Annotated in this window: 23 protein-coding genes; 13 read left to right on the forward strand and 10 right to left on the reverse strand. The window is 72.6% G+C overall.

What is annotated here, in order from left to right:
* Nucleotides 1-6: 6 nt before the first annotated feature.
* Both ACQEUU_RS09020 and ACQEUU_RS09025 read left to right on the forward strand, forming a co-directional pair.
* On the forward strand, nt 7-3,450 hold the full coding sequence (locus tag ACQEUU_RS09020) for a glycosyltransferase (RefSeq protein ID WP_433062826.1): 3,444 nt from the start codon (nt 7-9) through the stop codon (nt 3,448-3,450).
* Nucleotides 3,447-4,751 carry a DUF5719 family protein gene (locus tag ACQEUU_RS09025; protein ID WP_433062828.1) on the forward strand — a complete coding sequence of 435 codons (1,305 nt, stop codon included), beginning with the start codon at nt 3,447-3,449 and terminating at the stop codon, nt 4,749-4,751. The genes ACQEUU_RS09020 and ACQEUU_RS09025 overlap by 4 nt, the downstream gene beginning before the upstream one ends.
* 53 nt (nt 4,752-4,804) lie before the next feature.
* Here ACQEUU_RS09025 and ACQEUU_RS09030 read toward each other — a convergent pair whose 3' ends face one another.
* A complete protein-coding gene (locus tag ACQEUU_RS09030; protein WP_433062831.1) occupies nt 4,805-5,245 on the reverse strand; it encodes a metallopeptidase family protein in 441 nt (146 codons plus the stop codon).
* A 149-nt stretch (nt 5,246-5,394) separates the two neighbouring features.
* Here ACQEUU_RS09030 and ACQEUU_RS09035 point away from each other — a divergent pair, with 149 nt between their 5' ends.
* From ACQEUU_RS09035 to ACQEUU_RS09055, 5 genes are read left to right on the forward strand one after another with little or no spacing between them, the layout of a single operon-like run.
* Nucleotides 5,395-5,763 carry a DUF3499 domain-containing protein gene (locus ACQEUU_RS09035; protein WP_270153581.1) on the forward strand — a complete coding sequence of 123 codons (369 nt, stop codon included), beginning with the start codon at nt 5,395-5,397 and terminating at the stop codon, nt 5,761-5,763.
* Between the two features lie 41 nt (nt 5,764-5,804).
* Nucleotides 5,805-7,148 (forward strand): phosphomannomutase/phosphoglucomutase, encoded by a 1,344-nt coding sequence (locus ACQEUU_RS09040; protein ID WP_433062833.1) that lies wholly within the window; start codon nt 5,805-5,807, stop codon nt 7,146-7,148.
* Nucleotides 7,145-7,318, forward strand: a complete 174-nt coding sequence (locus ACQEUU_RS09045) for a Trm112 family protein (protein WP_270153583.1) — start codon at nt 7,145-7,147, stop codon at nt 7,316-7,318. Before ACQEUU_RS09040 ends, ACQEUU_RS09045 begins: the two co-directional genes overlap by 4 nt.
* On the forward strand, nt 7,315-8,421 hold the full coding sequence (locus ACQEUU_RS09050; protein ID WP_433062837.1) for an SIS domain-containing protein: 1,107 nt from the start codon (nt 7,315-7,317) through the stop codon (nt 8,419-8,421). The genes ACQEUU_RS09045 and ACQEUU_RS09050 overlap by 4 nt, the downstream gene beginning before the upstream one ends.
* Before the next feature lie 45 nt (nt 8,422-8,466).
* Nucleotides 8,467-9,393 carry a cation diffusion facilitator family transporter gene (locus ACQEUU_RS09055; RefSeq protein ID WP_270153585.1) on the forward strand — a complete coding sequence of 309 codons (927 nt, stop codon included), beginning with the start codon at nt 8,467-8,469 and terminating at the stop codon, nt 9,391-9,393.
* Nucleotides 9,394-9,397: 4 nt separating this feature from the next.
* Here ACQEUU_RS09055 and ACQEUU_RS09060 read toward each other — a convergent pair whose 3' ends face one another.
* Nucleotides 9,398-9,868 carry a GerMN domain-containing protein gene (locus ACQEUU_RS09060; protein WP_433062840.1) on the reverse strand — a complete coding sequence of 157 codons (471 nt, stop codon included), beginning with the start codon at nt 9,866-9,868 and terminating at the stop codon, nt 9,398-9,400.
* The gene (locus ACQEUU_RS09065; RefSeq protein ID WP_270153587.1) at nt 9,865-10,224 is read right to left on the reverse strand and encodes a MerR family transcriptional regulator; all 360 of its coding nucleotides are present in this window, start codon (nt 10,222-10,224) and stop codon (nt 9,865-9,867) included. Before ACQEUU_RS09065 ends, ACQEUU_RS09060 begins: the two co-directional genes overlap by 4 nt.
* Before the next feature lie 102 nt (nt 10,225-10,326).
* On the opposite strand from ACQEUU_RS09065, the gene ahcY reads away from it, so the two are divergent.
* Together ahcY and ACQEUU_RS09075 are read left to right on the forward strand one after the other, a co-directional pair.
* A complete protein-coding gene (ahcY, locus tag ACQEUU_RS09070) occupies nt 10,327-11,754 on the forward strand; it encodes an adenosylhomocysteinase (RefSeq protein WP_433062844.1) in 1,428 nt (475 codons plus the stop codon).
* A gap of 67 nt (nt 11,755-11,821) precedes the next feature.
* Nucleotides 11,822-13,057, forward strand: coding sequence for an adenosylhomocysteinase (locus tag ACQEUU_RS09075; RefSeq protein ID WP_433062846.1), 1,236 nt, complete (start codon nt 11,822-11,824; stop codon nt 13,055-13,057).
* Here the strand turns inward: ACQEUU_RS09075 and ACQEUU_RS09080 are convergent.
* Nucleotides 13,054-13,689 carry a DUF305 domain-containing protein gene (locus ACQEUU_RS09080; RefSeq protein ID WP_433062849.1) on the reverse strand — a complete coding sequence of 212 codons (636 nt, stop codon included), beginning with the start codon at nt 13,687-13,689 and terminating at the stop codon, nt 13,054-13,056. The two genes, ACQEUU_RS09075 and ACQEUU_RS09080, sit on opposite strands and share 4 nt — an antisense overlap.
* A gap of 219 nt (nt 13,690-13,908) precedes the next feature.
* Between ACQEUU_RS09080 and ACQEUU_RS09085 the strand changes: the two genes are divergently transcribed.
* Together ACQEUU_RS09085 and ACQEUU_RS09090 are read left to right on the forward strand one after the other, a co-directional pair.
* Entirely contained in the window at nt 13,909-15,249 is a 1,341-nt protein-coding gene (locus ACQEUU_RS09085) for an LVIVD repeat-containing protein (protein ID WP_433062852.1), read from the forward strand.
* A 78-nt stretch (nt 15,250-15,327) separates the two neighbouring features.
* Entirely contained in the window at nt 15,328-16,698 is a 1,371-nt protein-coding gene (locus ACQEUU_RS09090; RefSeq protein WP_433062855.1) for an LVIVD repeat-containing protein, read from the forward strand.
* An 88-nt stretch (nt 16,699-16,786) separates the two neighbouring features.
* Here ACQEUU_RS09090 and ACQEUU_RS09095 read toward each other — a convergent pair whose 3' ends face one another.
* Nucleotides 16,787-17,701, reverse strand: a complete 915-nt coding sequence (locus ACQEUU_RS09095; RefSeq protein WP_433062858.1) for an RDD family protein — start codon at nt 17,699-17,701, stop codon at nt 16,787-16,789.
* Between the two features lie 52 nt (nt 17,702-17,753).
* Between ACQEUU_RS09095 and ACQEUU_RS09100 the strand changes: the two genes are divergently transcribed.
* Entirely contained in the window at nt 17,754-18,746 is a 993-nt protein-coding gene (locus ACQEUU_RS09100) for a stage II sporulation protein M (RefSeq protein ID WP_433062861.1), read from the forward strand.
* Here ACQEUU_RS09100 and ACQEUU_RS09105 read toward each other — a convergent pair.
* Genes ACQEUU_RS09105 through ACQEUU_RS09125 form a run of 5 tightly spaced genes read right to left on the reverse strand, consistent with a single transcriptional unit; the run spans nt 18,743 to nt 24,109 of the window.
* A complete protein-coding gene (locus tag ACQEUU_RS09105; RefSeq protein WP_433062864.1) occupies nt 18,743-20,107 on the reverse strand; it encodes a DUF58 domain-containing protein in 1,365 nt (454 codons plus the stop codon). The two genes, ACQEUU_RS09100 and ACQEUU_RS09105, sit on opposite strands and share 4 nt — an antisense overlap.
* A gap of 10 nt (nt 20,108-20,117) precedes the next feature.
* Nucleotides 20,118-21,098: an AAA family ATPase gene (locus ACQEUU_RS09110; RefSeq protein WP_433062867.1), complete on the reverse strand. Its 981-nt coding sequence runs from the start codon at nt 21,096-21,098 to the stop codon at nt 20,118-20,120.
* Nucleotides 21,088-22,263, reverse strand: coding sequence for a DUF4350 domain-containing protein (locus ACQEUU_RS09115; protein WP_433062870.1), 1,176 nt, complete (start codon nt 22,261-22,263; stop codon nt 21,088-21,090). Before ACQEUU_RS09115 ends, ACQEUU_RS09110 begins: the two co-directional genes overlap by 11 nt.
* Nucleotides 22,260-22,874 (reverse strand): DUF4129 domain-containing protein, encoded by a 615-nt coding sequence (locus tag ACQEUU_RS09120; protein WP_433062873.1) that lies wholly within the window; start codon nt 22,872-22,874, stop codon nt 22,260-22,262. Before ACQEUU_RS09120 ends, ACQEUU_RS09115 begins: the two co-directional genes overlap by 4 nt.
* Entirely contained in the window at nt 22,871-24,109 is a 1,239-nt protein-coding gene (locus ACQEUU_RS09125; RefSeq protein ID WP_433062875.1) for a glycerophosphoryl diester phosphodiesterase membrane domain-containing protein, read from the reverse strand. The genes ACQEUU_RS09120 and ACQEUU_RS09125 overlap by 4 nt, the downstream gene beginning before the upstream one ends.
* Nucleotides 24,110-24,379: 270 nt before the next feature.
* Here ACQEUU_RS09125 and mtrA point away from each other — a divergent pair, with 270 nt between their 5' ends.
* Nucleotides 24,380-25,057, forward strand: a complete 678-nt coding sequence (mtrA, locus tag ACQEUU_RS09130; RefSeq protein ID WP_433062878.1) for an MtrAB system response regulator MtrA — start codon at nt 24,380-24,382, stop codon at nt 25,055-25,057.
* The last annotated feature ends 18 nt before the right edge of the window (nt 25,058-25,075 follow it).

Raw genomic sequence — 25,075 nt, forward strand, 5'->3', positions numbered from 1 at the left:
AGCCCGATGACTCGTCCCTACGTCACCGTGGTCGTCGTCTCGCACGACGGGGCGCGCTGGCTCGGGGAGACCCTGCGCGGCCTGCTCGGGCAGAGCCGGCGCCCGGACCGCGTGATCGGCGTCGACAACGGCAGCCGCGACGGCTCGGCCGATCTGCTCACCCAGGCGCTCGGCCCCGGCAACGTCCGCGCGCTGCCCCGGTCCGCCTCCTTCGGCGAGGCCGTGGCGGACGCGCTGAGCGCCGCGCCCGCCACCGGCGACAACGAGTGGATCTGGCTGCTGCACGACGACTGCGCTCCCGACCGGCGGGCGCTGGAAGCGCTGCTGCACGCCGCCGACCAGGACCGCAAGGCCACGGTGCTGGGCCCCAAGCTGCGCGACTGGCTCGACCGCCGGCGGCTGCTGGAGATCGGCGTGACCGTCGGGCTCACCGGGCGCAGGGACACCGGGCTGGAGCCCCACGAGTTCGACCAGGGACAGCACGACGGCACCCGCGAGGTGCTGTCGGTGTCCACCGCCGGGATGCTGATCCGCCGCGACGTGTGGGAGGCGGCCGGCGGCCTCGACCCGTTCTTCCCGCTCTTCCGCGACGACCTCGACCTGTGCTGGCGGGTCCGCGACGCCGGTCACCGGGTGCTCGTCGTCACGGACGCCGTCGCCTGGCACGCGGAGGCGGCGGCCCGCAGACGGCGGCGCATCACCGTCAGCGGCGACCACCCGCGCCGCCTCGACCGGCGCAACGCGATCTTCGTCGTCATGGCGAACCTGCCGTTCCGCACCATGCTGTGGGCCCTGGCCAGGAACCTGGCCGGCTCGCTCGTCCGTACGCTGCTGTTCCTGGTGGGCAAGCAGCCGGCGAACGCACTGGACGAACTGGTCGCGCTCGGGTCCATCCTGGTCCACCCGCTGCGGCTGACGCGTGCGCGGCGGGCCAGGCGGGCGGGGCGCAAGAAGGGGTTCGCGCGGGTCAGGCCGCTGCTCACCCCCCGGGGCGCGGGGTTGCGGCGGCTGGCCGACATGGGGCGCGGCTTCCTGAACGGCGACCGGCCGGTCGAGTCCGCGGGGCGCCACCACCACGCCGCTCCCGACGGCGCGCAGGACCAGGAGGAGCTCCCCGAGGACCGCGGCGCCGTCAAACGCTTCCTCGGCCGGCCGGGGGTGCTGCTGGTGCTGGCGCTCACCCTGGTCACGCTGGTGGCCGAGCGGTCGCTGCTCGGCGGCGACCGGCTCGGCGGCGGCGCGCTCGTCCCGGTGACCGGGGACGCGGCGGACCTCTGGGCGTTCTACACCGACGGCTCCTCGGGGTGGGCGCCGCCGTACACGGCTGTGGTGGCGGGGCTGGCCACGCTCGCGTTCGGGCAGACGTGGGCGGTGGTGTCGGTGCTGCTGCTCGGTACGGTGCCGCTGGCCGGCGCCTCGGCCTACCTGGCCACCCGCCGCCTGCCGGCCTTCTCCCGCGTCGCCCCGCGGGCCGAGGTCGCGGCACCGGGTCCCGGCCCGGCCTCGGGCCAGATGGCCTCCTCGGCTTCCGCCTCCTCGGGTTCCGCCTTCGCCTCGGGTCCGGGGCCGGACTCGGGTCGTGCCTCGGCGTCGGGTCCTTCTCCGGTCGCCGGGCGGGCCACGGTCTCCGACCTCTCCACGGCCGGGAACCTCTTCTCCGCCGCGAGCCTCTTCTCCGACGCGGCCCCGTCTCCTCGCCCCGCCGAGACTCCAGACTCCGCCCGTACTCCGGACTCCAGTGAGACGCCGGGCTCCGCCAGGACCTCAGGCACCGGTGACACCCCTGTCCGTTGGGGCGGCGGGATGCGGGCCCGTGGAGGGAAACGCCGCCGAACCGGACGGCACGGGCGCGATGCCAACGGCCCCGCGGAAGCCGAACCCGGCATCACCTCCGACTCCGGGCCCCACGGTTCAGAGGCCGGCGTCCTCGGGTCCCATCGTTCTGGGATTCAGGGTTCCGGGGTTGAAGGGCTCGGGGGCGATGAGGCCCGAGGTGGCGGCCCTGTGGCCGGGGTGGCGGTGCGGGTGTGGATCGCGGCCACGTACGCGCTGCTCCCGGTCGCGACGGGAGCCGTCGCGACCGGGAGGCTGGGGACGGCGGTGGTGTTCGTGCTGCTGCCCGCCTACGCGGTGCTCGGCGCGCATCTGCTGTTCGGCGACCGGCGGCGGTCGCGCCGCGCCGCCTGGGGGCTGGGCCTGCTGCTGGCCGTGGGGACCGCGTTCGTCCCGATCGTCTACGTGCTGGCCGCCGCGCTGGGCGCGGCGGCGGCCTGGTCGCTGCGCCGGCGGCGCCCGGAGGTGGTGACCTCGGCCGGCATCGCGCTGGCGGCGCCTGTCGCGCTGCTGCTGCCGTGGCTGGTGGATCTGGTGCTGGACCCGGGCCGGCTGCTGCTGGAGGCGGGGCTGCACGGTCCGGGGCTGAGTGACGCCCGGCTGGCGCCGGAGTTCCTGCTGGCGTTGAACCCCGGCGGGCCGGGCGTGCCGCCGTTCTGGGTGACCGGCGGGCTGGTGGCCGCGGGGCTGGCCGCGCTGCTGGTGCGCGGGCGCCGCAGGGCGGTGGCGGCCGGGTGGGCGGCGGCGCTGTTCGGCGTGCTGGTGGCGCTCGTGGTCGCCAGGGTCGGCGTGTCCGGCGCGCCCGCCTGGCCCGGCGTGCCGCTGGCGGTGGCCGCCGCCGCGCTGCTCGTGGTCGCGGGCCTGGTCGCGGGGAGTCTTTCCGCGCTGTGGGCGGCGGGCGGGCCGCGCCGGATGGCGGCGGGGCTGGTCGCGGCCGTGGCGTTCGGCGCTCCGCTGCTGGCCGCGGGCCACTGGGTGGTGCACGGGGTACGCGGGCCGCTCCGGCCGGACGTGCCCGACCCGCTGCCCGCGCTGGCCGCCATCCACTCGCGCGGCGGCGAGCAGACCCTGCTCATCAGGGGATCGGAGTTCACGGTGCTGCGCGGCCGGGCCCCGCTGATCGGCGAGGCGGAGGTGCCCGTCGTGTCCGAGGCCCGCGCCCGCGTCCGCACCGCCGCCGAGGGTCTCGCCGGCGGGCGCGGCGGCACCGACGCGGCGACGCTGGCCCAGCACGGCGTGGCCATGGTCGCGGTCGCGCCACCGGTGCCGCCGCCGCTGGCGGAGACGCTGGACTCCCAGCCGTCGCTGCAGCGGATGAGCCTGTCCGAGGCCGGCGGGCTGTGGCGGGTGGCCGAACCCGTCACCCCGGTCCCGCCGTCGTCCGCCCACTTCCTGCACACTCCCTGGCTGTGGGCCCAGGGCGCCATGGTCGTGGCCGTCGTGGTGCTGGCCGCCCCGGGCAGGCGGGAGCCCGAGGAGGAGACCGAGCCCGTCCCGGTCCTGGCGGGCGCTCTGCCGGAGCGGCCCGAGGAAGGCGGTCAGGCCCGGCGGGGCGCGGCGGGGTTCCGGACGGTCGCCGCGGGTGGCCGGCGGCGTGGGGCGGGTGGTGGGTCGTGAGGACGTTCGCGGCGAGCCGGTTCGGGCTGGGCGTGCTGGTGGTGGCGGCGCTCGTGGCCCTGTACGGGGTCGCGTACGTGACGAGGCCCGCTCCGCGGCCGCCGGTCGAGGCGCAGGCGAGGAAGGTGCCGGTGGAGGCGGCGACGGCGACGTGCCCGGCCGCCCGCGGCGAGAAGGTCAGCGTCTACCTGCCGGGCACGCTGTCGCGGGAGCCGATGAACGACGCGGGACCGTACACCGTGAACGGCCCGGGCGGCCTGGAGGCCGGCTACATCACGCGGGCGACCGGCGGCGCCGGGCGCGGGCTCGCCGGGCTGCGGTGCGCCGAGCCCGCGGCCGAGAGCTGGCTCGTCGGCCCGGGACCCGCCCGTGCCCGTGTCACGCTGCACCTGGTCAACGCCGACAAGGCGCCGGCCTTCGCCGACGTCGAGGTGTACGCCGCAGAAGGGCCGGTGTCGGGCGACGAGGGGCTCGGGATGGAGATCGCGCCCGGAGAGCACCGCCGGATCGACCTCCGCACGCTGGCCGCCGCCGCCGACGTGATGGCGGTCAGCGTGACCACGTTCACCGGGAGGCTGGCGGTCTCGGCCCGTGCCGAACTGGAGACCGGCGGGGTCGACTGGCTGCCGCCGGCCGCCGCTCCCGCCACCGAGGTCGTGGTGCCGGCCATCCCCGGCGGCGGCGGGCGGCGCGAGCTCCTGGTCGCCGCGCCCGGCGAGACCGACGCCACGGTGCGGATCAAGGCCGTGACCGAGGGGGCCGCGTACGCCATGCGCGGCCGCGAGTCCGTCGACGTGCCCGCGGGCGGCGTGCTGCCGCTGGACGTGACCACCGGCATCGGCGGCGAGTCGGCGGCCCTGGTGCTCACCTCGACGGTGCCGGTGGTGGCGGGTGTCGTGATCACCGGTACGGGCCGGCAGCCGGACGTGGCGTTCACCGCCGGCACTCCCGCTCTCGACCTGGGCAGCGCGGTGGCGGCGAACGGGGCGGGGTCCCGGCTCGTGCTGACGGCGCCGGACGGCGCGGGGAAGGTGCGGGTGCAGGTGGTGCCGGAGGGCGGCGAGCCGAGGGCGCCGGTGGAGGTGACGGTCCCGGCGGGGCGGACCAGGAACGTGCGGCTGGCGGGCGAGGGCGCGTACGCGGTGCTGGTCACGCCGGTGTCGGGGCGGGTGTACGGGGGTCGGGTGGTGGAGGAGCGGCTCAGGACCGGAGTCCTCATCACGGCTCAGCCGCTGGCGCCGGCCCGGCTGTGGACCGTGCTCCGGCCGCTCACGGACACCGCCCGCGCGGTCCTTCCCTGATCGGCCCCCTGACCCTTGGCCGGGCACGCGCCGGTGCGGGGGGCCGCCGGGCGTCAGCGGCGTTCGTCGTAGCCGGGGTCGACGGTGTCGGGGGAGAGGCCGAGGAGAGAGGCCACCTGCTCCACCACCGTATCGTGCACGAGGGCGCCGAGCGTGTCGCGGTCGCGGGCGCGGGCCTCCAGGGGGCGCCGGTAGAGGACGATGGAGGCGGGGGACTGGCCGCGGGCGCCGGCGGCGCGGCCGAGCGGGATCGGGCCGGCGCCGAAGCCGGGCCCGTCGCCCAGCTCGCTGAGCGGCGGCACCTCTTCCACCGCGAACTCCACCGCGGAGAGCTGCCTGCCCCACTTGGGCCGGAGCCGGTCGACCGCGTCGAGCACCAGGTCGTCGAAGCGCTCGCTGCGCGCCCTGGCCATGGGGACGTAGGAAGGGGCGATCGGGCCGCGCAGGCCGCGCCCGTGCCTGTCGCGCCGTCGGGGACCGCGCTTGCTAGTCACAACGGCAAGTCTACGGGTGACCGGCGAAGAACACCGGCATCGGTGCATGTAGGTGGATAGCCTGCGACAGCTGTCCGAATTGTGGCGACACGCTCTTTAAGAGCGCTCAGATAGTGGCGTCCCGCCCCCTTACCAGATACGGTCCCTCCGTGAGCCCCGTCCGCCGCTGTTCCCGCACCGCCTGCAGTCAGCCTGCCGTCTTCACGCTCACGTACGTTTACGCCGACTCGACCGCAGTTCTCGGCCCCTTGGCGACGTACGCCGAGCCGCACTGTTATGACCTGTGCGCCGAACATGCCGAGCGGCTCACCGCGCCCAGGGGCTGGGAGGTCGTGCGCCTGCCCACGGACGGCGCCGCCCCGAGCACCGACGATCTGGAGGCGCTGGCCAACGCGGTCAGGGAGGCCGCGAGGCCGAGCGGGCCCGGCGCGGGGGAGCCCGTCGGCCAGGGCGTGGAGGTCGGCCGGCGCGGGCATCTGCGCGTTCTCAGGTCGGCCCAGCAGCACCGCGACCGGTAGGCTCGGCTCTGGCCGGAGTCACGACCTAAGGGCGGAGCTGGATGGGCGACCTCGCCAAGATCTTCAAGGCGTACGACGTGCGTGGCCTGGTGCCCGACGAGCTCGACGAGCCGGCGGCCGAGGCGGTGGGGGCCGCGTTCGTCGAGGTGACCGGGGCCCGGTCGGCGGTGGTGGCCCACGACATGCGCGATTCGTCGCCGGTGCTGGCCGACGCGTTCATCCGGGGGGCCCGTTCGCGCGGCGCCGACGTGGTGCACGCCGGGCTGGGCTCGACCGACCTGCTCTACTTCGCCAGCGGCACGCTCGGCCTGCCGGGCGTGATGTTCACCGCCAGCCACAACCCCGCCCAGTACAACGGGATGAAGATGTGCCGCGCGGGCGCGGTGCCGATCGGCGGCGACACCGGCCTGACCGAGATCCGCGACCGGGCGGCCGAGCTGATCGGCGTCACGGGCACGCCCACCGGCTCGCTGATCGAGAAGGACCTGCTGCCGGCCTACGCCGACTACCTGCGCTCGCTCGTCGACCTGTCCGCCATCAGGCGGCTGAAGGTCGTGGTCGACGCCGGCAACGGCATGGGCGGCCACACCGTGCCGGCGGTCCTCGACGGGCTGCCGATCGACCTCACCCCTCTCTACTTCGAGCTCGACGGCTCGTTCCCCAACCACGACGCCAACCCGCTGGAGCCGGCCAACCTGGTCGACGTGCGGCGGGCCGTGGTGGCGGAGGGCGCCGACCTCGGCCTGGCCTTCGACGGCGACGCCGACCGGTGCTGGGTGATCGACGAGCGCGGCGAGTCGGTCTCGCCGTCCGCGATCACCGCCCTGGTGGCGGTCCGCGAGCTGGCCAAGAACCCCGGGGCGACGATCATCCACAACCTGATCACCTCGCTGGGCGTGCCGGAGATCGTCCGCGAGCACGGCGGCGACCCGGTCCGCACCCGCGTCGGCCACTCCTTCATCAAGGCCGAGATGGCCCGCACCGGCGCCGTCTTCGGCGGCGAGCACTCCGCTCATTACTACTTCCGCGACTTCTGGTTCGCCGACTCCGGCATGCTGGCCGCGCTCCACGTGCTGGCGGCGCTCGGCGAGCAGTCCGACCCGTTGTCGCGGGTGGTGTCCGCCTACTCCCGTTACCACGCCTCGGGCGAGGTCAACAGCACGGTCGCCGATCACGAGGCGGCCGTGCGCCGGGTGCGTGCGGCGTTCGCCGACAGGGGCGCGTTCGACGAGCTCGACGGGCTCACCGTGACCGGCGGCGGCTGGTGGTTCAACCTGCGCGCGTCCAACACCGAGCCGCTGCTCAGGCTCAACGCCGAAGCGGCCGACGAGACCACGATGGCGGCGGTCCGGGACGAGGTTCTCGACCTGCTGAGAGAGGTATGACCGTGAAGATCGACGACTGGCTGCTGGAGATCCTGGCGTGCCCGGCCTGCAAAGCGGCCCTGCGGGTGGAGGGCGAGAGCGCGGAGCTGGCCTGCACCGGCTGCGGCCTGATCTACCCCGTCCGTGACGACATCCCCGTCCTGCTCGTCGACGAGGCCAGGAAGCCGTGACCTGGGAGCCCGAGAGGCTCGACGATCAGCATCATCTGACCGAGTGCGACCCGGGAGGCATGCTCCGCGCGGTCGCCGGCTCCGCCGCCCAGGTCCGCACCGGTCACCGCGTCGCGGTCGAGTCGGGCGTCGACCGGCTCGTCGCCGACGTGCGGCCCCGGGCCGTCGTGGTCGTGGGCATGGGCGGCTCCGCCCTCGCCGGCGACCTCCTGGCCGCGGTGTGCGGGCAGGGCGCTCCGATCCCCGTGGTCACGGTCCGCTCCTACCAGCTGCCCGGCTGGGTGGGGGCGACCGACCTGGTGATCGCCGTCTCCTGGTCGGGCGAGACCGGCGAGACGATCTCCATGGCGACCGAGGCGGTGCGGCGCGGCTGCACCCTCCTCGCGGTGGGCCCCGCCGGCTCGGCGCTGGAGGCGGTGGCGGTGCAGTCGTCCTCGGTGTACGTGCCGATCCCGACCGAGGGCCGGCCCCGGGCCGACCTGTGGCTCGTGACCACCCCGCTGGTGGTGGCCGCCTCCGCGCTGGGCCTGGTGCGGACCGAGCCGACGGTCTACGAGCGGGTGGCCAGGGTGCTGGAGGAGGTCGCGCACCGCTGCCGGCCGTCGAGCGACTCGTTCCTCAACCCCGGCAAGACCCTCGCGATGGACCTGGCCGAGACCGTGCCGATGATCTGGGGCTCGTCCCCGCTGGCCGCCGCGGCGGCGGCCCGTTTCGCCGCCCGGCTCAACGAGGACGCCAAATACCCCGCCGTGTTCGGCGAGCTGCCCGAGGCCGGCCACAACCAGGTGGCGGTGTTCGACGGGCCGCTGGCCGAGCGCGACATCTTCGCCGACACCGCCACCCGCACGCTGCGGCTGGTGCTGCTGCGCGACCTCGACGAGCACCCCCGGGTGACCAGTGCCAGGGAGGCCGTCGTACGGCTGGCGCAGGACCGCGACGTGCTCGTCACCGAGCTGGCGGCCGACGGCGACCACCCGCTGGAGCGGCTCGCCTCCCTCATCGGGCCGGCCGATTTCGCGACCACGTACCTCGCGCTGGGCTACGGCCTGGACCCGACTCCGGTGGGTCCCATCACCGAGTTGCGGGCCCGGGTCACCCACTAAGATCCGTCCAGACTTGAAAAGGGTTCGTACGACGGGAGACGACCGGTGAGCGCGAGCGGCGGAACCAAGGCGATCTTGGCGGCTCTGGCCGCCAACCTGTCCATTGCGGTGGCGAAGTTCGTGGCGGCGGCCTTCACGGGGTCATCGTCGATGCTGGCCGAGGGCATCCACTCGGTCGCCGACTCCGGCAACCAGGCACTGCTGCTGCTGGGCGGCAGGAAAGCGAAACGGGCCAGCACCCGCGAGCATCCGTTCGGCTACGGGCGGGAGCGCTATTTCTACGCGTTCGTGGTGGCCGTGGTGCTGTTCGCGATCGGCGCGCTGTTCTCGCTGTACGAGGGCTACCACAAGCTGACCCACGCCGAGCCGCTCAGCTCGCCCCAGTGGGCGTTCGGCGTCCTGATCTTCGCGATCATCGCCGAGATCTTCTCGTTCCGCACGGCCATCAAGGAGGCCAACGCGGTCCGCGGCGACCAGAGCTGGATGGCGTTCATCCGCCGGTCCAAGTCGCCCGAGCTGCCCGTCATCCTGCTGGAGGACCTCGGGGCGCTGCTCGGCCTGGTCTTCGCGCTGTTCGGCGTGACGATGGCCGTGGTGACGGGCAACCCCGTCTGGGACGCCGTCGGCACGCTGATGATCGGTTTCCTGCTCGCCGTCATCTCGGTGGTGCTGGCCGTGGAGACCAAGTCGCTGCTGCTCGGCGAGAGCGCCGCCCCCGAGATGGAGTCCCGCATCCGCGCCGCGCTGGACGCCACGCCGCAGGTCGACCGCGTCATCCACATGAAGACGCTGCACATCGGCCCGGAGGAGCTGCTGGTGGCCGCGAAGATCGCGGTGACCCGTTCCGACACCGCTCCGGAGATCGCCGCGGGCATCGACGAGGCGGAGCGGCGCATCCGCGAGGCCGTGCCGATCGCCCGCGTGATCTACCTGGAGCCGGACCTCGACCGGGAGGCGGTCGGCAGGGTCTGACCGGTCACTCGCGCCCGGTCAGGCACGACGTGCCCGACTCGGTCTGGTCGAACAGGCAGCGGCCGTCCCTGGCCAGCGTCACCACCCTCTTGACCGTGGGGAACTGCTTGAGCGTCCTGTCGATCGTACGGAGCGCGCGGGCGTCGGAGCCGACACCGGCGCCCCAGACCGTGCGGCAGAAGCGGAGCGTGGCGGTGCCCTTGCGGATCTTGAGGGAGAAGTCGGCGCCGCAGTCGGACCGGCCGCGGAGCTTGCCGGTCAGCTCGGAGTGCAGGCCCCGGCGCCGTTCGGCGGCGGTGGGGCCCTTGATGAGCTGCTCGACGGCGAACCGGGCGACGCCGGCGTGCGGGGAGGTACGGGTGACCGGCACGACCTTGCCGGGCACGCCGTGCCCTTGGGAGAAGTAGACCTTCACGTTCACGGTGGTCTGCGCGGGGGTGACGGCCAGCATGGCGGCCAGCAGCAGCTCCTTCATGCCCTGTTCGACGTATCCCCGGCGGGCCGGGTTCGCAACAGGCGCAACGCCTTCTCCTTCTCGAAGTCCAGCGCCCGGCGCGGCACCTGGATGCGGCCGATGCGCACGCCGAGCTCGCGCACGGCCGCGGCGACGCCAGGATCGCTCAGCGCGCGCAGCGCGAACGCCAGCTCGGCGGGGGAGACGTCGAACCGTTTCTCCAGCTCCACCGCCTGGGCCACGGCGGCCAGTTCCTCGGGGCCGAAGCGGCGGTGCGCGCCCCGCTCGCGCACGGGCGGCAGCAGCCCCAGGGAATCCCGGTATCGGAGCATCCGGGGTGACATGTCGAGCCGCTTGGCCGCTTCCGTGATACGCATTCTTACATTCTTACGTCAACTTCGGGGTCCTCGGGGTGCCACCTCGCCTGAGGGCCGCCTAGACTCGTCGGCGACCACACGATGACGCGAGGGGTAAAGCAGATGGACTTCAAGGTCTCCGACCTGTCACTGGCCGAGTTCGGCCGCAAGGAGATCCGGCTGGCCGAGCACGAGATGCCCGGCCTCATGGCGATCCGCAAGGAGTACGCGGCCTCCCAGCCCCTCCGCGGCGCGAAGATCATGGGCTCGCTCCACATGACCATCCAGACCGCCGTCCTCATCGAGACGCTGGTCGCGCTCGGCGCCGAGGTGCGCTGGGTGAGCTGCAACATCTTCTCCACGCAGGACCACGCCGCCGCCGCGGTGGTCGTCGGCCCCGACGGCACGCCCGAGGACCCCAAGGGCGTCCCCGTGTTCGCCTGGAAGGGCGAGACGCTGGAGGAATACTGGTGGTGCACCGAGCAGGCGCTCGCCTGGCCCGGCGCCGACGGCCCCAACATGATCCTCGACGACGGCGGCGACGCCACGCTCCTGGTCCACAAGGGCGCCGAGTACGAGAAGGCGGGCTTCGTCCCCGAGGCCACCGGTGACGACCCCGAGGAGTGGCACGTCATCATCGACCTGCTCAAGCGCACGGTCACCGACGAGAAGCGGTGGAGCCGGATCGCCGAGGGCATCAAGGGCGTCACCGAGGAGACGACCACCGGCGTGCACCGCCTGTACGAGATGCACAAGAACGGCCAGCTGCTGTTCCCGGCGATCAACGTCAACGACTCGGTCACCAAGTCCAAGTTCGACAACAAGTACGGCTGCCGCCACTCCGTCATCGACGGCCTCAACCGCGCCACCGACGTGCTCATCGGCGGCAAGGTGGCCGTGGTGTGCGGCTACGGCGACGTCGGCAAGGGCTGCGCCGACGCGCTGCGCGGCCAGGGCGCCCGGGTCATCGTCACCGAGATCGACCCGATCTGCGCGCTCCAGGCGGCGATGGACGGCTTCCAGGTCACCACGCTGGAGGACGTCGTCGGCATCGCCGACATCTTCGTCACCACCACCGGCAACTTCAACATCATCCGGGCCGACCACATGGCCCAGATGAAGCACCAGGCGATCGTGTCCAACATCGGCCACTTCGACAACGAGATCGACATGGCCGGCCTGGCCAAGACCCCCGGCATCGAGCGGCGCACCATCAAGCCGCAGGTCGACGAGTGGGTGTTCCCCGACGGTCACTCCATCCTCGTGCTCGCCGAGGGCCGCCTGATGAACCTCGGCTGCGCCACCGGCCACCCGTCGTTCGTCATGTCCAACTCCTTCACCAACCAGGTGATCGCGCAGATCGAGCTGTTCACCAAGACGGCCGACTACCCGATCGGCGTCTACACGCTGCCCAAGCACCTCGACGAGAAGGTCGCCCGGCTGCACCTCGACGCCCTCGGCGTAAAGCTCACCCAGCTGACCAAGGAGCAGGCGGCCTACATCGGCGTCCACGTCGAGGGCCCGTACAAGTCCGACCACTACCGCTACTGATCTCCCGCGTGTTCGACGCTCCGGAGGGGTGGGCGCCCCTCCGGAGCCTTGGTGTCTGAGAGCTTGCATGGAACTGTGGGAGAGCGGGGAGCGGCACATCTCGTGGGCGGCCCGGTCGATGCCGGTGCTGACCGCGCTGGGGGAGAGGTTCGCCGCGGAAAGGCCGCTCGACGGGCTGCGCGTGGCCGCGTGCCTGCACGTCACGGCGGAGACCGCGGTGCTCATGGGGGCGCTCAAGGCGGGCGGCGCCGAGATCGCGCTGGCCGCCTCCAACCCGCTGTCGACCCAGGACGACGTGGCCGAGGCGCTGCGCGGCTACGGGATGGCCGTGCACGCCAGGGCGGGCGTCGACCGGGCCACCTACTACCGTCATATCCACCAGGCCCTCGACGTCCGGCCCGACCTGGTGCTCGACGACGGCTGCGACCTGGTCAACATCCTCCACACCGAGCGGACCGACCTGCTCGACGGGGTGTCCGGAGGGTGTGAGGAGACCACGACCGGCATCATCAGGCTCCGTCAGATGGCCGCTGAGGGGGCGCTGCGCTTCCCCGTGGTGGCGGTCAACGACACCCGGACCAAGCGGATGTTCGACAACCGCTACGGCACCGGCCAGTCGACCTTCGACGGCATCATGCGGGCCACCAACACCATGCTGGCCGGGCGCACGGTCGTGGTCGCGGGGTTCGGCTACTGCGGGCGCGGGGTGGCCGAGCGGGCCAGGGGACTGGGCGCCCGGGTGATCGTTACGGAGATCGACGCGGTCAAGGCCCTCGACGCGACCCTCCAGGGGTACGAGGTGCGCACGATGGAGCGGGCCGCTCCGGCGGGCGACCTGTTCATCACGGTCACCGGCAACCGCGACGTGATCACGGCCGAGCATGCCGCGGCCATGAAGGACGGGGCGATCCTGGCCAACGCCGGCCACTTCGACGTGGAGATCGACGTGCGGGCGCTGGACGAGCTGGCCGGCGAGGTGCGCCGCGGGATCCGCCCCAACACCGACGAGTACGTGCTGCCCGACGGCCGCCGCCTGCTGCTGCTGGCCGAGGGCCGCGTGGTCAACCTCACGGCCGCGGAGGGCCATCCCGCGGCCGTGATGGACATGTCGTTCTCCGCGCAGGCGCTCGCCGTCGCCTGGCTCGCCCGCGAGCGGACGGGGCTGGAGCCGGGCGTGTACGACGTGCCGGAGGAGATCGACCAGGAGGTGGCCAGGCTCAAGCTGGCGGCCGCCGGCATCGGCATCGACGCGCTCACCGGCGACCAGGAGGCCTACCTCCGCTCGTGGCGCAGCGGCTCCTAGCCTGCCGCCTGCATCTCGCGCATCCGCCGGATCTCGGAGAGCTGGGTGACGCCCACGTCGTTGGCCAGCTCCTCGATGCGCAGGTGGGAGCCGCCCTTCAGCACCTGGGTGGACATCTCGATGGCGCCCTCGTGGTGCTTGATCATCAGCTCCAGGAACAGCCGGTCGAACGCCTGGCCCGAGGCCGCCTTCAGCTGTTCCATCTCCTCGGGGGTGGCCATGCCGGCCATGCCCTCGTGCGCGCCGTGATGGTCGGGCAGCCGCTGGCCCTGCTGCTGCAGCCAGGTCCGCATCCACTGGATCTCGGGCCCCTGGCTGTCCTTGATCCGCGACGCCAGGCTCTTGAGCTTGGCCGACTCCGCCCGGCTCGGCGCCAGGATGGCCATGTCGAGCGCCTGCTGGTGATGGACGATCATGTCCTGCACGTAGGCGATGTCCGCCGCGTTCGCTGTGGCCTGGGGGACGGCGCTGACGGCCTCGTCCGGGGCGAGGGTCCTGGCCTCCTCACCGGGCTTGCCCGGGGCGATCACGGGAGCGGTCGAGTCGGCGCGCGGCGCCGGGGTCTCGGACGCGCAGCCGGACATGGTGGTCACCGTGAGGGCGGCGGTGACGATGACGAGCGCGAGGCGCACTCAGCCTCCTGAAGTTCTGGTACGAACGTCGCATTCTAGGAGAAATGGGTGATCGTTTACAGAGAGCACAGTGCTCGAACATTTGACAGTCTGAAAGCTGGTCTCGGGAGGTCTCGAAGAGTGAAGATTTGACCACTTATATACCCTTTATAGGAGGATCTCTCCGTGCACTCCCCCCGCAGGTTCCTAGTCCTCGCGGGTGCCGCCATCGCACTAGCCATGGCAGGTCTCCCCGCGCACGCTGCGGACATCCCGGCTCCCGGCGAGATCGTCAAGAGCCCGAACATCACGCACGTCACCACGGTGCCCAAGCCCGAGGCCCTCGCCGACATCAACACGGACATGGCCTTCCAGGGTGACTATGCCTACGTAGGCAACTACTACGGCTTCTCGATCTACGACATCAAGAACCCGAAGAAGACCAAGGTCGTCAGCTCCGTGGTCTGCCCCGGCGGCCAGATGGACATCAGCGTCTACGGTGACCTGGTCTTCGGCTCCGTCGACTCCTCCCGCAACGACGACTCCTGCAACAGCACCGGCCAGAGCGCGGCCGTGAAGGAGTCGTGGGAGGGCATGCGGATCTTCGACGTCCGCGACAAGCGCAACCCGCGCTACATCAAGTCCGTCGAGACGAACTGCGGCTCCCACACCCACACGCTCGTCCCCGACCGCAGGGGCAAGAACGTCTACATCTACATCTCCTCGTACGGCCCGAACGACGCCTTCCCCGACTGCAAGACGCCGCACGACCTGATTTCGATCATCAAGGTGCCGGTGAAGGACCCGGGCTCGGCCTCGGTCATCGCCACGCCGAACCTGTTCCCCGACGGCGGCTTCCCCGGCGTGCCGGGCTCGTACCCCAACGGCAAGTCGGCCACCACCGGCTGCCACGACATCACCGCCTACCCGGAGAAGGGCATCGCCGCGGGCGCCTGCATGGGTGAGGGCATCCTCATGGACATCAGCGACCCGGAGAACCCGAGGGTCACCGCGACCGTCCGTGACGAGGTCAACTTCGCCTTCTGGCACTCCGCCACCTTCAACAACGACGCCACGCGGGTGATCTTCACCGACGAGCTCGGCGGCGGCACCAGGGCGACCTGCAACGAGGCCATCGGCCCGAACCGCGGCGCCAACGCCTACTACGACATCGGCGCCGACGGTCAGATGAGCTTCCGCGGCTACTTCAAGATCCCGAGGCACCAGGCCGACACCGAGAACTGCGTGGCCCACAACGGCTCGCTGATCCCGGTCAAGGGCAAGGACATCATGGTCCAGGCCTGGTACCAGGGCGGCATCTCGGTCGTGGACTTCACCGACCCGGGCAACGCCCAGGAGATCGCCTTCTTCGAGCGCGGCCCCGACGCGCCGAACCCGCTCAGCGGCGGCCACTGGTCGGCCTACTACTACAACGGCTACATCTACGGCTCGGACTTCAACCTGGGACTCGACGTCCTCAAGATCAACGACCCGCGGACCAACAAGGCCAACGGCGTGAAGTTCGACATCCTCAACGCCCAGACCCAGGCGTCCTACCGGGACCACGGGCGCAACCACTGATCACCGACGGCGGCGGGACCTCACCGAGGCCCCGCCGCCTTCGGCATGTGACACATGAGACCAAGGAGGCACCCCTATATGACCCGCACGCTCCGCGCGCTGCTCGCAGCCGGCGCCGGCCTCGCCCTCGGCCTGACGGCTTTACCGGCGACCGCCAGTGACATCCCCCCCGCGGACACGGTCGTCACCAGCCCGAACGTGAGCCACGTGCTCAACATCCCCAAGCCCGCGCCTCTGGCCGGCACCATCAACACCGACATCGCCTTCCAGGGCGACTACGCCTACGTCGGCAACTACGGCGGCTTCTCGATCTACGACATCAAGAACCCCAAGAAGGCCAAGGTCGTCAGCTCGGTCGTCTGCCCCGGCAGCCAGATGGACCTCAGCGTCTACGGCGACCTGCTGTTCGCCGCCGTCGACAACTCCCGCAGCGACGACTCGTGCAACAGCACCGGGCAGAGCGCCGCGATCAAGGAGTCGTGGGAGGGCGTCCGGATCTTCGACATCCGGGACAAGCGCAACCCGCGCTACATCAAGTCGGTCGAGACCGACTGCGGCTCCCACACCCTGACGCTGGTGCCCGGCAAGGGCCGCGACCGGGACCAGAACGTCTACGTCTACGTCTCCTCGTACCTGCCGGCGGCCAACCTGCCCGACTGCCAGCCGCCGCACGACAAGATCTCCATCATCAAGGTTCCGCTGCGCAACCCGACGCAGGCGCACGTGGCCGCCACGCCGGTCGTCTTCCCCGACGGCGGCAACGAGACCCAGCCGGGGCTGCTCGTGCCCACCACCGGCTGCCACGACATCACCGTCTACGCGGAGAAGGACATCGCGGCCGGCGCCTGCATGGGTGACGGCGTGCTGTTCGACATCCGTGACCGGGTCAACCCGCGGGTGACCGCCAGGATGACCGACGAGAACTTCGCGTTCTGGCACTCGGCGACCTTCACCAACGACGCCAAGACCGTGCTGTTCACCGACGAGCTCGGCGGCGGCGGCGCGGCCACCTGCAACGAGGCGGTCGGGCCGAACCGCGGCGCGAACGCCATCTACCGCATCGACCGCGGCGAGCTCGTCTTCCAGAGCTACTTCAAGATCCCGAGGCACCAGGCCGACACCGAGAACTGCGTGGCGCACAACGGCTCGCTGATCCCGGTCAAGGGCAAGAACATCATGGTCCAGGCCTGGTACATGGGCGGCGTCTCGTTCCTCGACTTCACCGACCCGACCAGCCCGCGCGAGTTCGGCTACTTCGAGCGCGGCCCGAAGGCCGACGGCAGCGGCGGCGGCGTCTGGTCGGCGTACTACTACAACGGGTACGTGTACGCGGCCGACTTCGACAACGGCCTCGACGTCCTCAAGATCAACGACCCGCTGACCAACAAGGCCAACGGCGTGAAGTCCGACATCCTCAACGTGCAGACCCAGCAGTCCTACCGCGAGTAGGACCGGGGCTCGACCACGACGAGGACCGACCTTCCTTCCGCGCCGGCTCCGGGAACCTTCCCGGGGCCGGCGCCCTCGTGTCGGCGTCCTACCGCGGCGGGGCGAAGCCGCCGGGTGCGTCGCCGCGGGTCTCCGGGGAGAGCCGCGGGGGAGGCGCGGGGACCGGCGGGCCCTGAGGAGGCGGGCCCTGAGGAGGCGGGCCCTGAGGAGGCGGCGGAGCCTGCGCCGGCCCGTGGGGAGCCTGCGGGGCGGGGGCGGCGTGGCGCATCAGCCTGGCCTGGTCGCGACGGCGGCGCTCGGCCAGGACGGCGCTGAGGTAGGCGTGCGGCGGCACGCCCGCCGGCGCGGCGGGCGACACGTACGACGCCGTCTGGGTGGCGATCCGCATCCCCATCTCGTACTGGATCTGCGGCGACAGGTCATGCCAGCGGGTGAGGTACTGCCTGGCAGCCGCCGCCACCTCCTCCGGCAGCTGCGACAGCTCCAGGGACGCCGCCCAGTGCGCGAGCTGCGGCGGCATCACGACGGCGTCGGCGCGGCTCCGCGGCACCCGCTCCGAGATCACGATCGTCCCGGCGAACAGGTCGCCCACCCGCTTGCCCTGCGGCGAGATGAGCGAGGAGATCAGCGCCGGCGCCCCGAAGAACGCCCAGATCTCCACCACCCCCGTCACCCCGCGGACCAGCGCCTGCCGGAACCGCTCAGGGCCGCCGTCGTCGCTCACCACGCGCAGCCCGAGGATCAGCTTGCCGAGGCTGCGCCCCCGCGTCAGCGACTCGACCGCCACCGGGTAGCCGACCAGGACGAGCACCGAGATCCCGATGGCCATGACCGTGAGCATCGACACGTCGGTGAAGTCCGCGAACGGCCGCAACGCGTAGAAGCCCGCCGCCTGCAGCACCAGCTGAACGAGGACGTCGATGAGAAGGGCCACGGCACGCGAGGGGAACTGCGCGACCCGTACCTCGAGGACGACGGCATCGCCGGTCACAACCTCTGACATAAGTGGAGCCTAACGGCAATGACCGTCCCCGTGAGCGGCCACAATGGTCTCTGTGGACATCGACGCGTTCGTCTCGGCCCACCGCCCGACCTGGGACCGGCTGGACCACCTCGTCAAGCATCGCTCCTCCTTGACGGGGGCCGAGGTGGACGAGCTCGTCGAGCTCTACCAGCGGGTGTCCACCCATCTGTCGATCGTCCGTTCCTCCTCCTCCGACGCGATGCTGGCCGGAAGGCTGTCCGCGCTGGTCGCCAAGGCCCGCTCGGCCGTCACCGGCGCCCGCAGCCCCGCCTGGCGGGAGGTGGTGCGCTTCTTCACGGTCTCCTTCCCCGCGGTGGCCTACCGGACGCGCTGGTGGTGGCTGGCCACCTCGCTGGCGTTCGTGGCCGTGGCCTGGGTGGTCGGCGCCTGGGTGGCCGGCGACCCCCAGGTGCAGGCGGTGATCGCCACCGAGGAGGAGATCACCCAGCTGGTCGAGCACGACTTCGCCGACTACTACTCGGAGAACCCCGCGGCCTCCTTCGCCACTCACGTGTGGGTCAACAACGCGTGGGTGTCGTTCCAGGTCATCGCGTACGCCGCCGTGCTCGGCCTGCCGATCCCCTACGTCCTGTGGCAGAACGCCGCCAACGTCGGCGTCTCCGGCGGCCTCATGGCCTCCAGGGACAAGCTCGACATCTTCTTCGGCCTCATCACCCCGCACGGCCTGCTGGAGCTCACCGGCGTGTTCCTGGCCGCGGCCGCCGGCATGCGGCTCGGCTGGGCCGTCATCGCGCCCGGCACGCGCCGGCGCGTCGAGGCCCTGGCCGAAGAGGGCCGGGCGGTCATGGCGGTCGGGCTCGGCCTCATCGTGGTGCTGTTCCTGTCGGGGCTGATCGAGGGGTTCGTCACCCCGTCCGGGCTGCCCACCGCGGCCCGCGTCGGCATCGGGGTGTTCGCCGAGGTGGTCTTCCTCGTGTACGTGATCGTGCTCGGACGCCGCGCGACCCGCGACGGGCAGACCGGCGATTTGGAGGACGCCCCCGACGTCGCCCCGAGCGTCTAGAGCCGCCCGGCCGCCTTCAGGGCCAGGTAGTGGTCGGCCAGCGCGGGCGCGAGGTCGTCGGGCGGCGCGTCGACCACCTCGACGCCGTGGCGGCGCAGCCTGGCCGTGATCCGCCTGCGTTCCAGCCGGGCGTGCTCGGCCGCCGCCGCGTCGTACACCTCCTCGGCCGTGCCGCGCCCGGCGGCCATCGCCGCCACCCTCGGGTCCGACACGCCGGCCACCAGCACCAGGTGACGGGAGGAGAGCTGCGGCAGCACCGGCATCAGGCCCTCGTCCATCGCGGCCGCGTTCAGGTCGGTGAGGAGCACGACCAGGCAGCGCCGCTTGGCGCGGGCCAGGATCGCCGCCACCATGCCCTGCGCGTCGGCCTCGACCAGCTCGGCCTCGATCGGCGCCATCGCGTTGACCAGCGACGACAGCAGCTCCGTGCGGGATGCGCCGCTCACCCAGGTCCGCACCGACCGGTCGTAGGCCAGGAGGTCCACCCGGTCGCCGGCCCTGGCGGCGAGGGCGGCCAGCAGCAGGGCCGCGTCCATCGACCAGTCCAGCCTCGGCCATCCGGGCTCGGGACGCGCCGGCTGTCCGGCCGGGCCCTTCGGGACCGCCCCGGCCAGCGGGATCGGCGCCGCGCCGACCCGGCCCGCCGAGGTGCGGCCGGTGTCGAGCACGATCAGCACCCGGCGGTCGCGCTCCGGCCGCCAGGTGCGGACCACCACGTCGTGCCGGCGCGCGGTGGCGCGCCAGTCGATCGAGCGCACGTCGTCGCCGGCCACGTACTCGCGCAGCGAGTCGAACTCGGTGCCCTGCCCGCGCACCAGCGCGGGATGCCGGCCGTCCAGCTCGCGCAGCCTGGCCAGCCGGGCCGGCAGGTGCTTGCGCGACAGGAACGGCGGCAGCACCCGCACCGTCCATGGGGAGCGGTGGCTGCCCTGGCGGGCGGCCAGCCCCAGCGGCCCGAGCGAGCGCACGGCCACCGCCACCGACTCGCGGTCGCCGCGCCTGGCCGGGGTGAGCGTCACCACCACCTTGCGGCGCTCGCCGGCCGGCACGTCCAGCGGCGCCTCACGCGGCGCCGCCCCGGCCGACGGCTGCCAGGCGTCGCGCAGCACGCCGCGCACCCGCCTGCCGCCGGGGTTCTCGACCGTCAGCTCCACCGTCGTGCTCTCGCCGAGCCGCACCAGCCGCTCACCCGACCGGTGAAAGCGCAGCGGCCGCACCGCGCCCGCGAGGACCAGGTCCACGAGGATGCCGGCGGCCAGCAGCAGGCACACTCCGGCCAGCGCCGGACCGGGCTGGGGCGCGAACAGCACCACCACGATCCCGAGCGCCGCGACCAGCCCGGCGCGTCCCGTCAGAGCCATCGGCGGGCCGTCACCGCGGGACCGGGACCGAGGCGAGGATGCCGTCGAGCAGGCCGTCGGCGGTCGCGCCCTCCAGCTCCGCCTCCGGCCGCAGCTGGACGCGGTGCCGGAGCGCGGGCCTGGCCAGCGCCTTCACGTCGTCGGGCGTCACGTAGGCGCGGCCCGACAGCCACGCCCACGCGCGCGAGGCGGCCAGCAGCGCGGTCGCCCCGCGCGGTGAGACGCCGAGCTGGAGCGACGGCGAGTTCCGCGTGGCGCGGGCGACGTCCACGATGTAGCCGAGCACCTCGGGGGCGACGTGCACCCGCGCCACCGCCTCGCGGCCCGCCGCCAGGTCGGCGGCCGTCGCCACCGGCTTGATCTCCGACAGGTCGCGCGGGTCGAAGCCGGACGCGTGCCGCTCCAGCACCGCGATCTCCTCCTCACGCGGCGGCAGCGGCACCGTCAGCTTCACCAGGAACCGGTCCAGCTGGGCCTCGGGGAGCTGGTAGGTGCCCTCGTACTCGACGGGGTTCTGCGTGGCGCACACCACGAACGGGTCGGGCAGCTTCCTGGCCGCGCCCTCCACGCTGACCTGCCGTTCCTCCATCGCCTCCAGCAGCGCCGCCTGCGTCTTCGGCGGGGTCCGGTTGATCTCGTCGGCGAGCAGCAGGTTCGTGAACACCGGGCCCTCGCGGAACTCGAACTCCGCGGTCCTGGCGTCGTAGATCAGCGAGCCGGTGACGTCACCCGGCATCAGGTCGGGGGTGAACTGCAGCCGCTTGGAATCCAGCGCCAGCGCCGCGGCGAGGGTACGCACCAGCAGCGTCTTGGCCACGCCAGGCACGCCCTCAAGCAGCACGTGACCCCGGCACAGCAGGGCGATGACCAGCCCGGTCACCACCGCGTCCTGCCCGACCACGGCCTTGGACACCTCGGCGCGGAGCGCGCCCAGCGCCTCCCTGGCCGCGTCCGCGGGGGCCGCCACTCCGGCGAAATGCTCAGAGCTCACTGACCTTCCTTTCGATGTGCTCAACGTATCCGGCCAGGGCGACCAGCCCTTCGTCGTTCTCCGGCGGCGGGCCGTACAGCGCGTCGCCCACCTGCCGGGGGTCCTCGTCCGTGCGGGCGGCGATCGCCGCCACCACTTCGTGGCCGCTCGCGCCCCGCCCCAGCCCGAGCCGCGGGATCAGCCGGTCGAGCGCGCCGGCCCGCAGCGCTCCGGCGGCCCTGGCCCTGGCCTTCCTGGCACGGTAGAGCCTGCCGCGGCCCTCCACGGTCTCGGCGGCCCGCACCACGACCGGCAGCCGTTCCACTACGACCGGCCCGAGCCGCCTGCCCCGCCAGAACGCGACCAGCACGACCGTCACGACCGCCATGAGCAGCGACCAGCCGACGCCGGCCGGCATCAGGTCGTACAGCGACCGGCCATCGGCGCCCGCCAGGTCACCGGGGGCCGGCGCCTCGGGGCGCACCAGCCAGGTGACGGGCTTGCCGGTGTCGAGCAGGTTGATGGCCAGCGCGGCGTTGCCGTCCTCGGCCAGGCGCAGGTTCGTCATGAAGGAGCCGCTGCCGACGACCGTGGTGGTGCCGGTCGGGGCGGTGTGGGTGACCAGCGTCCAGCCCTCGCGCGACGGGTAGCAGCCGGTGCCGCCCCCGGGGAGCTCGAACGCGATCCCGCCGATGAACGCGCTCCCGGCGGCGACCGCGGCCGGCAGCGCGCATTCGGGCGCGCGCGAGCGCTCCCGCACGGGCTCCGGCACCGGCTCTACACCGGGCCCGAGCTGCTCCAGGTCGAACGGGCCGACGAGCAGCCGGTCACCGGGAAGGTCCGCCAGTTGGTCCGTGGCGAGGTACAGGGTGTCGGAGGCGAACAGCAGCCGGTCGCCGCCCAGCGCCCTGGCCTTCTCCACGGAGTCGACCCGGTCCACCGTGACGCCTCTGACCCGCAGCAGCTCCGCCAGAGCCTTGGAGCCGCGCAGCGAGGTGTCGTCGGGATCGAGGAAGCGCTCCTGGCGCGGCTCGGGGCCGAGCAGCGTGGTGAGCGCGGCGATCGCCACGACGATCAGGCCGAGCAGCGCGATGAGCCGGCCGCCCCGCCACATCGACCTCAGGGTCGGCGACGTCGGCGCCGACCCGCTCCCGGCCGCCGGCGGAGCCTCCTGCGGCGTGGTCATGAGGCGGCGCCCAGGGAGGCCGGGCGGGCGGCCGCGAGCCGGGTGTCCAGCGTGGCCATGGACGTGTAGGCCGCGGGGGTGCCGGGGACGCCGCCGTAGGTGACGTCGTCGAAGGAGCGGGCCGCCGCCGTCAGGTCGGCGGCGAAGGGCGGGAGCGCCAGGCCGGCCTCGGCGGCGAGCTCGTCGGCGGTGCGGCCCGGCATCCCGTCGACCAGGGCGCGCTCCTCCAGGTCACGGGCGATGGCCCGCATCCGCTCCTGGACGGCCTCGGTCCAGCGGCTCTCGGCGGCGAACCGCTCGGCCGCCTCCCGGTGCTCGGCCGCGGTCAGCCGCCGCACGTCGAACAGCTCGCCGGGCCCGGCCCGGCGCCGGCTGGAGCGGCGGATCTGCCGGGCGACCAGCAGGGCGGTGCCCACGAGCAGCAGCAGGATGACGATCGCCGCCAGGACGCCGCCCGCGGCCCCGCCGCCGGCGGTCATGTCCAGCAGGTCGCCGACGAACTGGTCGAAGTGGCGCGTCAACCGGTCGAACAGCGACTCCTGCGCGTACTGGGGTTTGAGGAGTTCGCGCGCCGCGCCCCAGGCGGCGTCCTCCCTGTCGATCGGGCTCACGACCGGGCGGAGTGGGACGGGTGCCACAGCTCGTCGGCCGAGGTGGGCACCCAGCCCTGTCGCTGCTGCTCGATGGCCGCCGTCTGCAGGACGAGGTCGAAGGCCTCGGACCGCATGCGGCGGTCCGCGTACAGGAGCCCGGAGACGCCCGCCTCCAGCGGGTAGGTGAGCATGGCGCCGAGCATGCCGGCGACGGCGATCAGGACGGAGCTGATCACGACCGATCCCACCGACCCCTCGCCCAGGATGCCGATGAGGGATCCGGCGATGGTGAACGGCAGCTGCAGGACGGCCGCGATCAGCCCGACGATGAGCATGGTGAGCACCAGGATGCCCAGGACGCGCCAGAACTGGCCGGTCACCAGGTTCCACGAGCGGCGCATCGCGTCGATCGGCCCTCTGCCCTCCAGCACCACGGCGGCCGGCGCGAAGGCGAAGCGCGCACGGAAGAACAGCACGTACGCCAAGGAGACCAGGAACATCAGCAGGAACAGCGCGACGGTCGCCCCGGCCGAGACGCCCGCCGTGATGGCGACCGCGAGCACCGCGACCGTCACGGCCGCCGGGACCAGCATGATGAGACCCTGCAGCGCGACCACGCCGAACAGGGCGGGCAGCCTGCTCTTGGTCGTCCGCCACGCCTCCTGAGCGGTGATCCTGCCCCCGAACACGGACCGGCCGAGGATGCGCGTCAGCACCCCGGTCAGCACGGTCACCGCGACGAAGCTGATCGCCGCCGAGACGAGCGAGCCGGCGAGCTGGGCCACGAGCGAGCCGGAGGTGAGGGCCGGGTCCCCCGCGCCGAAGGCGGTGGACTCGTCCAGGTACGGGGTCATGGCCCCGAACACGAAGCCCTGCCCGACGGCCACCGGGATGGCGACGAGCAGGGCCGCGATCGCCGACAGGCCGAGCACGGCCTTCGGGTTGGCGCGGATCATCTTGATCGTGCCGTCGTAGATGTCGCCCAGAGCGAGCGGCCGCAGGGGGATGATGCCGGGCCGCAGCGCCGGGGCATAGGGCGGATGCCCGTAGGGCGGAGGGGCGAGCGGCGTGAAGGACGGTTGCCCGAAGGACGGTTGCCCGCCCTCCGGGGGCGCGAACGAAGGGCCGGAGGGCTGCTGCTGTGCACCGGCGGGGGCGGTCCACGGCGATGCCGGAGGCGCGCCGTAGGGCGGGGGTTGCTCCGCGGCCCAGCCTGTAGGCCTCTCTGACGTGGGACCGTGACCGTCTGACATATCCCAATCCTGGCACGCTGGGCGGGTGGGTGGTGTCCAGCCCTGGACAAGACCGCGTCCCCGGCCGTTTCCGGCACGCGTTCCGGCGCCGAGGATCTCGCCCAGGGTGGCCGAAAGACCTTCTGTTACCGCAGACTGAAGGGGAGCGGTCGTGGTGCGAGCCGGATGTCCGCCTTCCGCGGGACTCATGTCACACTCATGGGCCGGGCGGGGGTAACCTTCACCGACCGTGCAGGTATGTCCCAAAATGCGTAGAACGAATGAGGGGCCATGAAAGGTCGCGTGCTGGTCGTCGACGACGATGCCGCTCTCGCCGAGATGCTGGGCATCGTGTTGCGCGGAGAGGGCTTCGAACCATCCTTTGTCAGTGACGGCGACAAGGCGCTGGACGCGTTCCGTGACACGCGTCCCGATCTCGTCCTGCTCGACCTGATGCTGCCCGGCGCCGACGGCATCGACGTCGCCCGCCGGATCCGGGCGGAGTCCGGGGTGCCGATCGTCATGCTCACGGCCAAGAGCGACACCATCGACGTGGTGCTGGGGCTGGAGTCGGGCGCCGACGACTACATCGTCAAGCCGTTCAAGCCGAAGGAGCTGGTGGCCCGCGTGCGGGCGCGGCTGCGCCGCACCGACGAGCCCACCCCCGAGATCCTGCAGATCGGCGACATCACCATCGACGTGGCCGGCCACTCGGTCAAGCGCGGCGAGGGGACCATCAACCTCACGCCGCTCGAGTTCGACCTGCTCGTCGCCCTGGCCCGCAAGCCGCGCCAGGTGTTCACCCGCGAGGTCCTGCTGGAGCAGGTCTGGGGCTACCGCCACGCGGCCGACACCCGCCTGGTCAACGTGCACGTGCAGCGTCTCCGGGCCAAGATCGAGAAGGACCCCGAGCACCCCGAGATCGTGGTGACGGTCCGCGGCGTGGGCTACAAGGCCGGCCCCGCCTAGCGTCCCGCCTCCCCCGCC

Source organism: Nonomuraea sp. CA-218870 (genome assembly GCF_050936535.1).
GTDB lineage: Bacteria > Actinomycetota > Actinomycetes > Streptosporangiales > Streptosporangiaceae > Nonomuraea > Nonomuraea corallina.

Bases quoted from the DNA above. Each gene is read 5' to 3' on its own strand.
- ACQEUU_RS09075 (WP_433062846.1), top strand. From the start codon at position 11,822: ATGGAACTGTGGGAGAGCGGGGAGCGGCACATCTCGTGGGCGGCCCGG.
- ACQEUU_RS09060 (WP_433062840.1), bottom strand. From the start codon at position 9,868: ATGAAGGAGCTGCTGCTGGCCGCCATGCTGGCCGTCACCCCCGCGCAG.
- ACQEUU_RS09115 (WP_433062870.1), bottom strand. From the start codon at position 22,263: ATGACCACGCCGCAGGAGGCTCCGCCGGCGGCCGGGAGCGGGTCGGCG.
- ACQEUU_RS09040 (WP_433062833.1), top strand. From the start codon at position 5,805: ATGGGCGACCTCGCCAAGATCTTCAAGGCGTACGACGTGCGTGGCCTG.
- ACQEUU_RS09090 (WP_433062855.1), top strand. From the start codon at position 15,328: ATGACCCGCACGCTCCGCGCGCTGCTCGCAGCCGGCGCCGGCCTCGCC.
- ACQEUU_RS09105 (WP_433062864.1), bottom strand. From the start codon at position 20,107: ATGGCTCTGACGGGACGCGCCGGGCTGGTCGCGGCGCTCGGGATCGTG.
- ACQEUU_RS09045 (WP_270153583.1), top strand. From the start codon at position 7,145: ATGACCGTGAAGATCGACGACTGGCTGCTGGAGATCCTGGCGTGCCCG.
- ACQEUU_RS09020 (WP_433062826.1), top strand. From the start codon at position 7: ATGACTCGTCCCTACGTCACCGTGGTCGTCGTCTCGCACGACGGGGCG.
- ACQEUU_RS09085 (WP_433062852.1), top strand. From the start codon at position 13,909: ATGGCAGGTCTCCCCGCGCACGCTGCGGACATCCCGGCTCCCGGCGAG.
- ACQEUU_RS09065 (WP_270153587.1), bottom strand. From the start codon at position 10,224: ATGCGTATCACGGAAGCGGCCAAGCGGCTCGACATGTCACCCCGGATG.
- ACQEUU_RS09095 (WP_433062858.1), bottom strand. From the start codon at position 17,701: ATGTCAGAGGTTGTGACCGGCGATGCCGTCGTCCTCGAGGTACGGGTC.
- ahcY (WP_433062844.1), top strand. From the start codon at position 10,327: ATGGACTTCAAGGTCTCCGACCTGTCACTGGCCGAGTTCGGCCGCAAG.
- mtrA (WP_433062878.1), top strand. From the start codon at position 24,380: ATGAAAGGTCGCGTGCTGGTCGTCGACGACGATGCCGCTCTCGCCGAG.
- ACQEUU_RS09125 (WP_433062875.1), bottom strand. From the start codon at position 24,109: ATGTCAGACGGTCACGGTCCCACGTCAGAGAGGCCTACAGGCTGGGCC.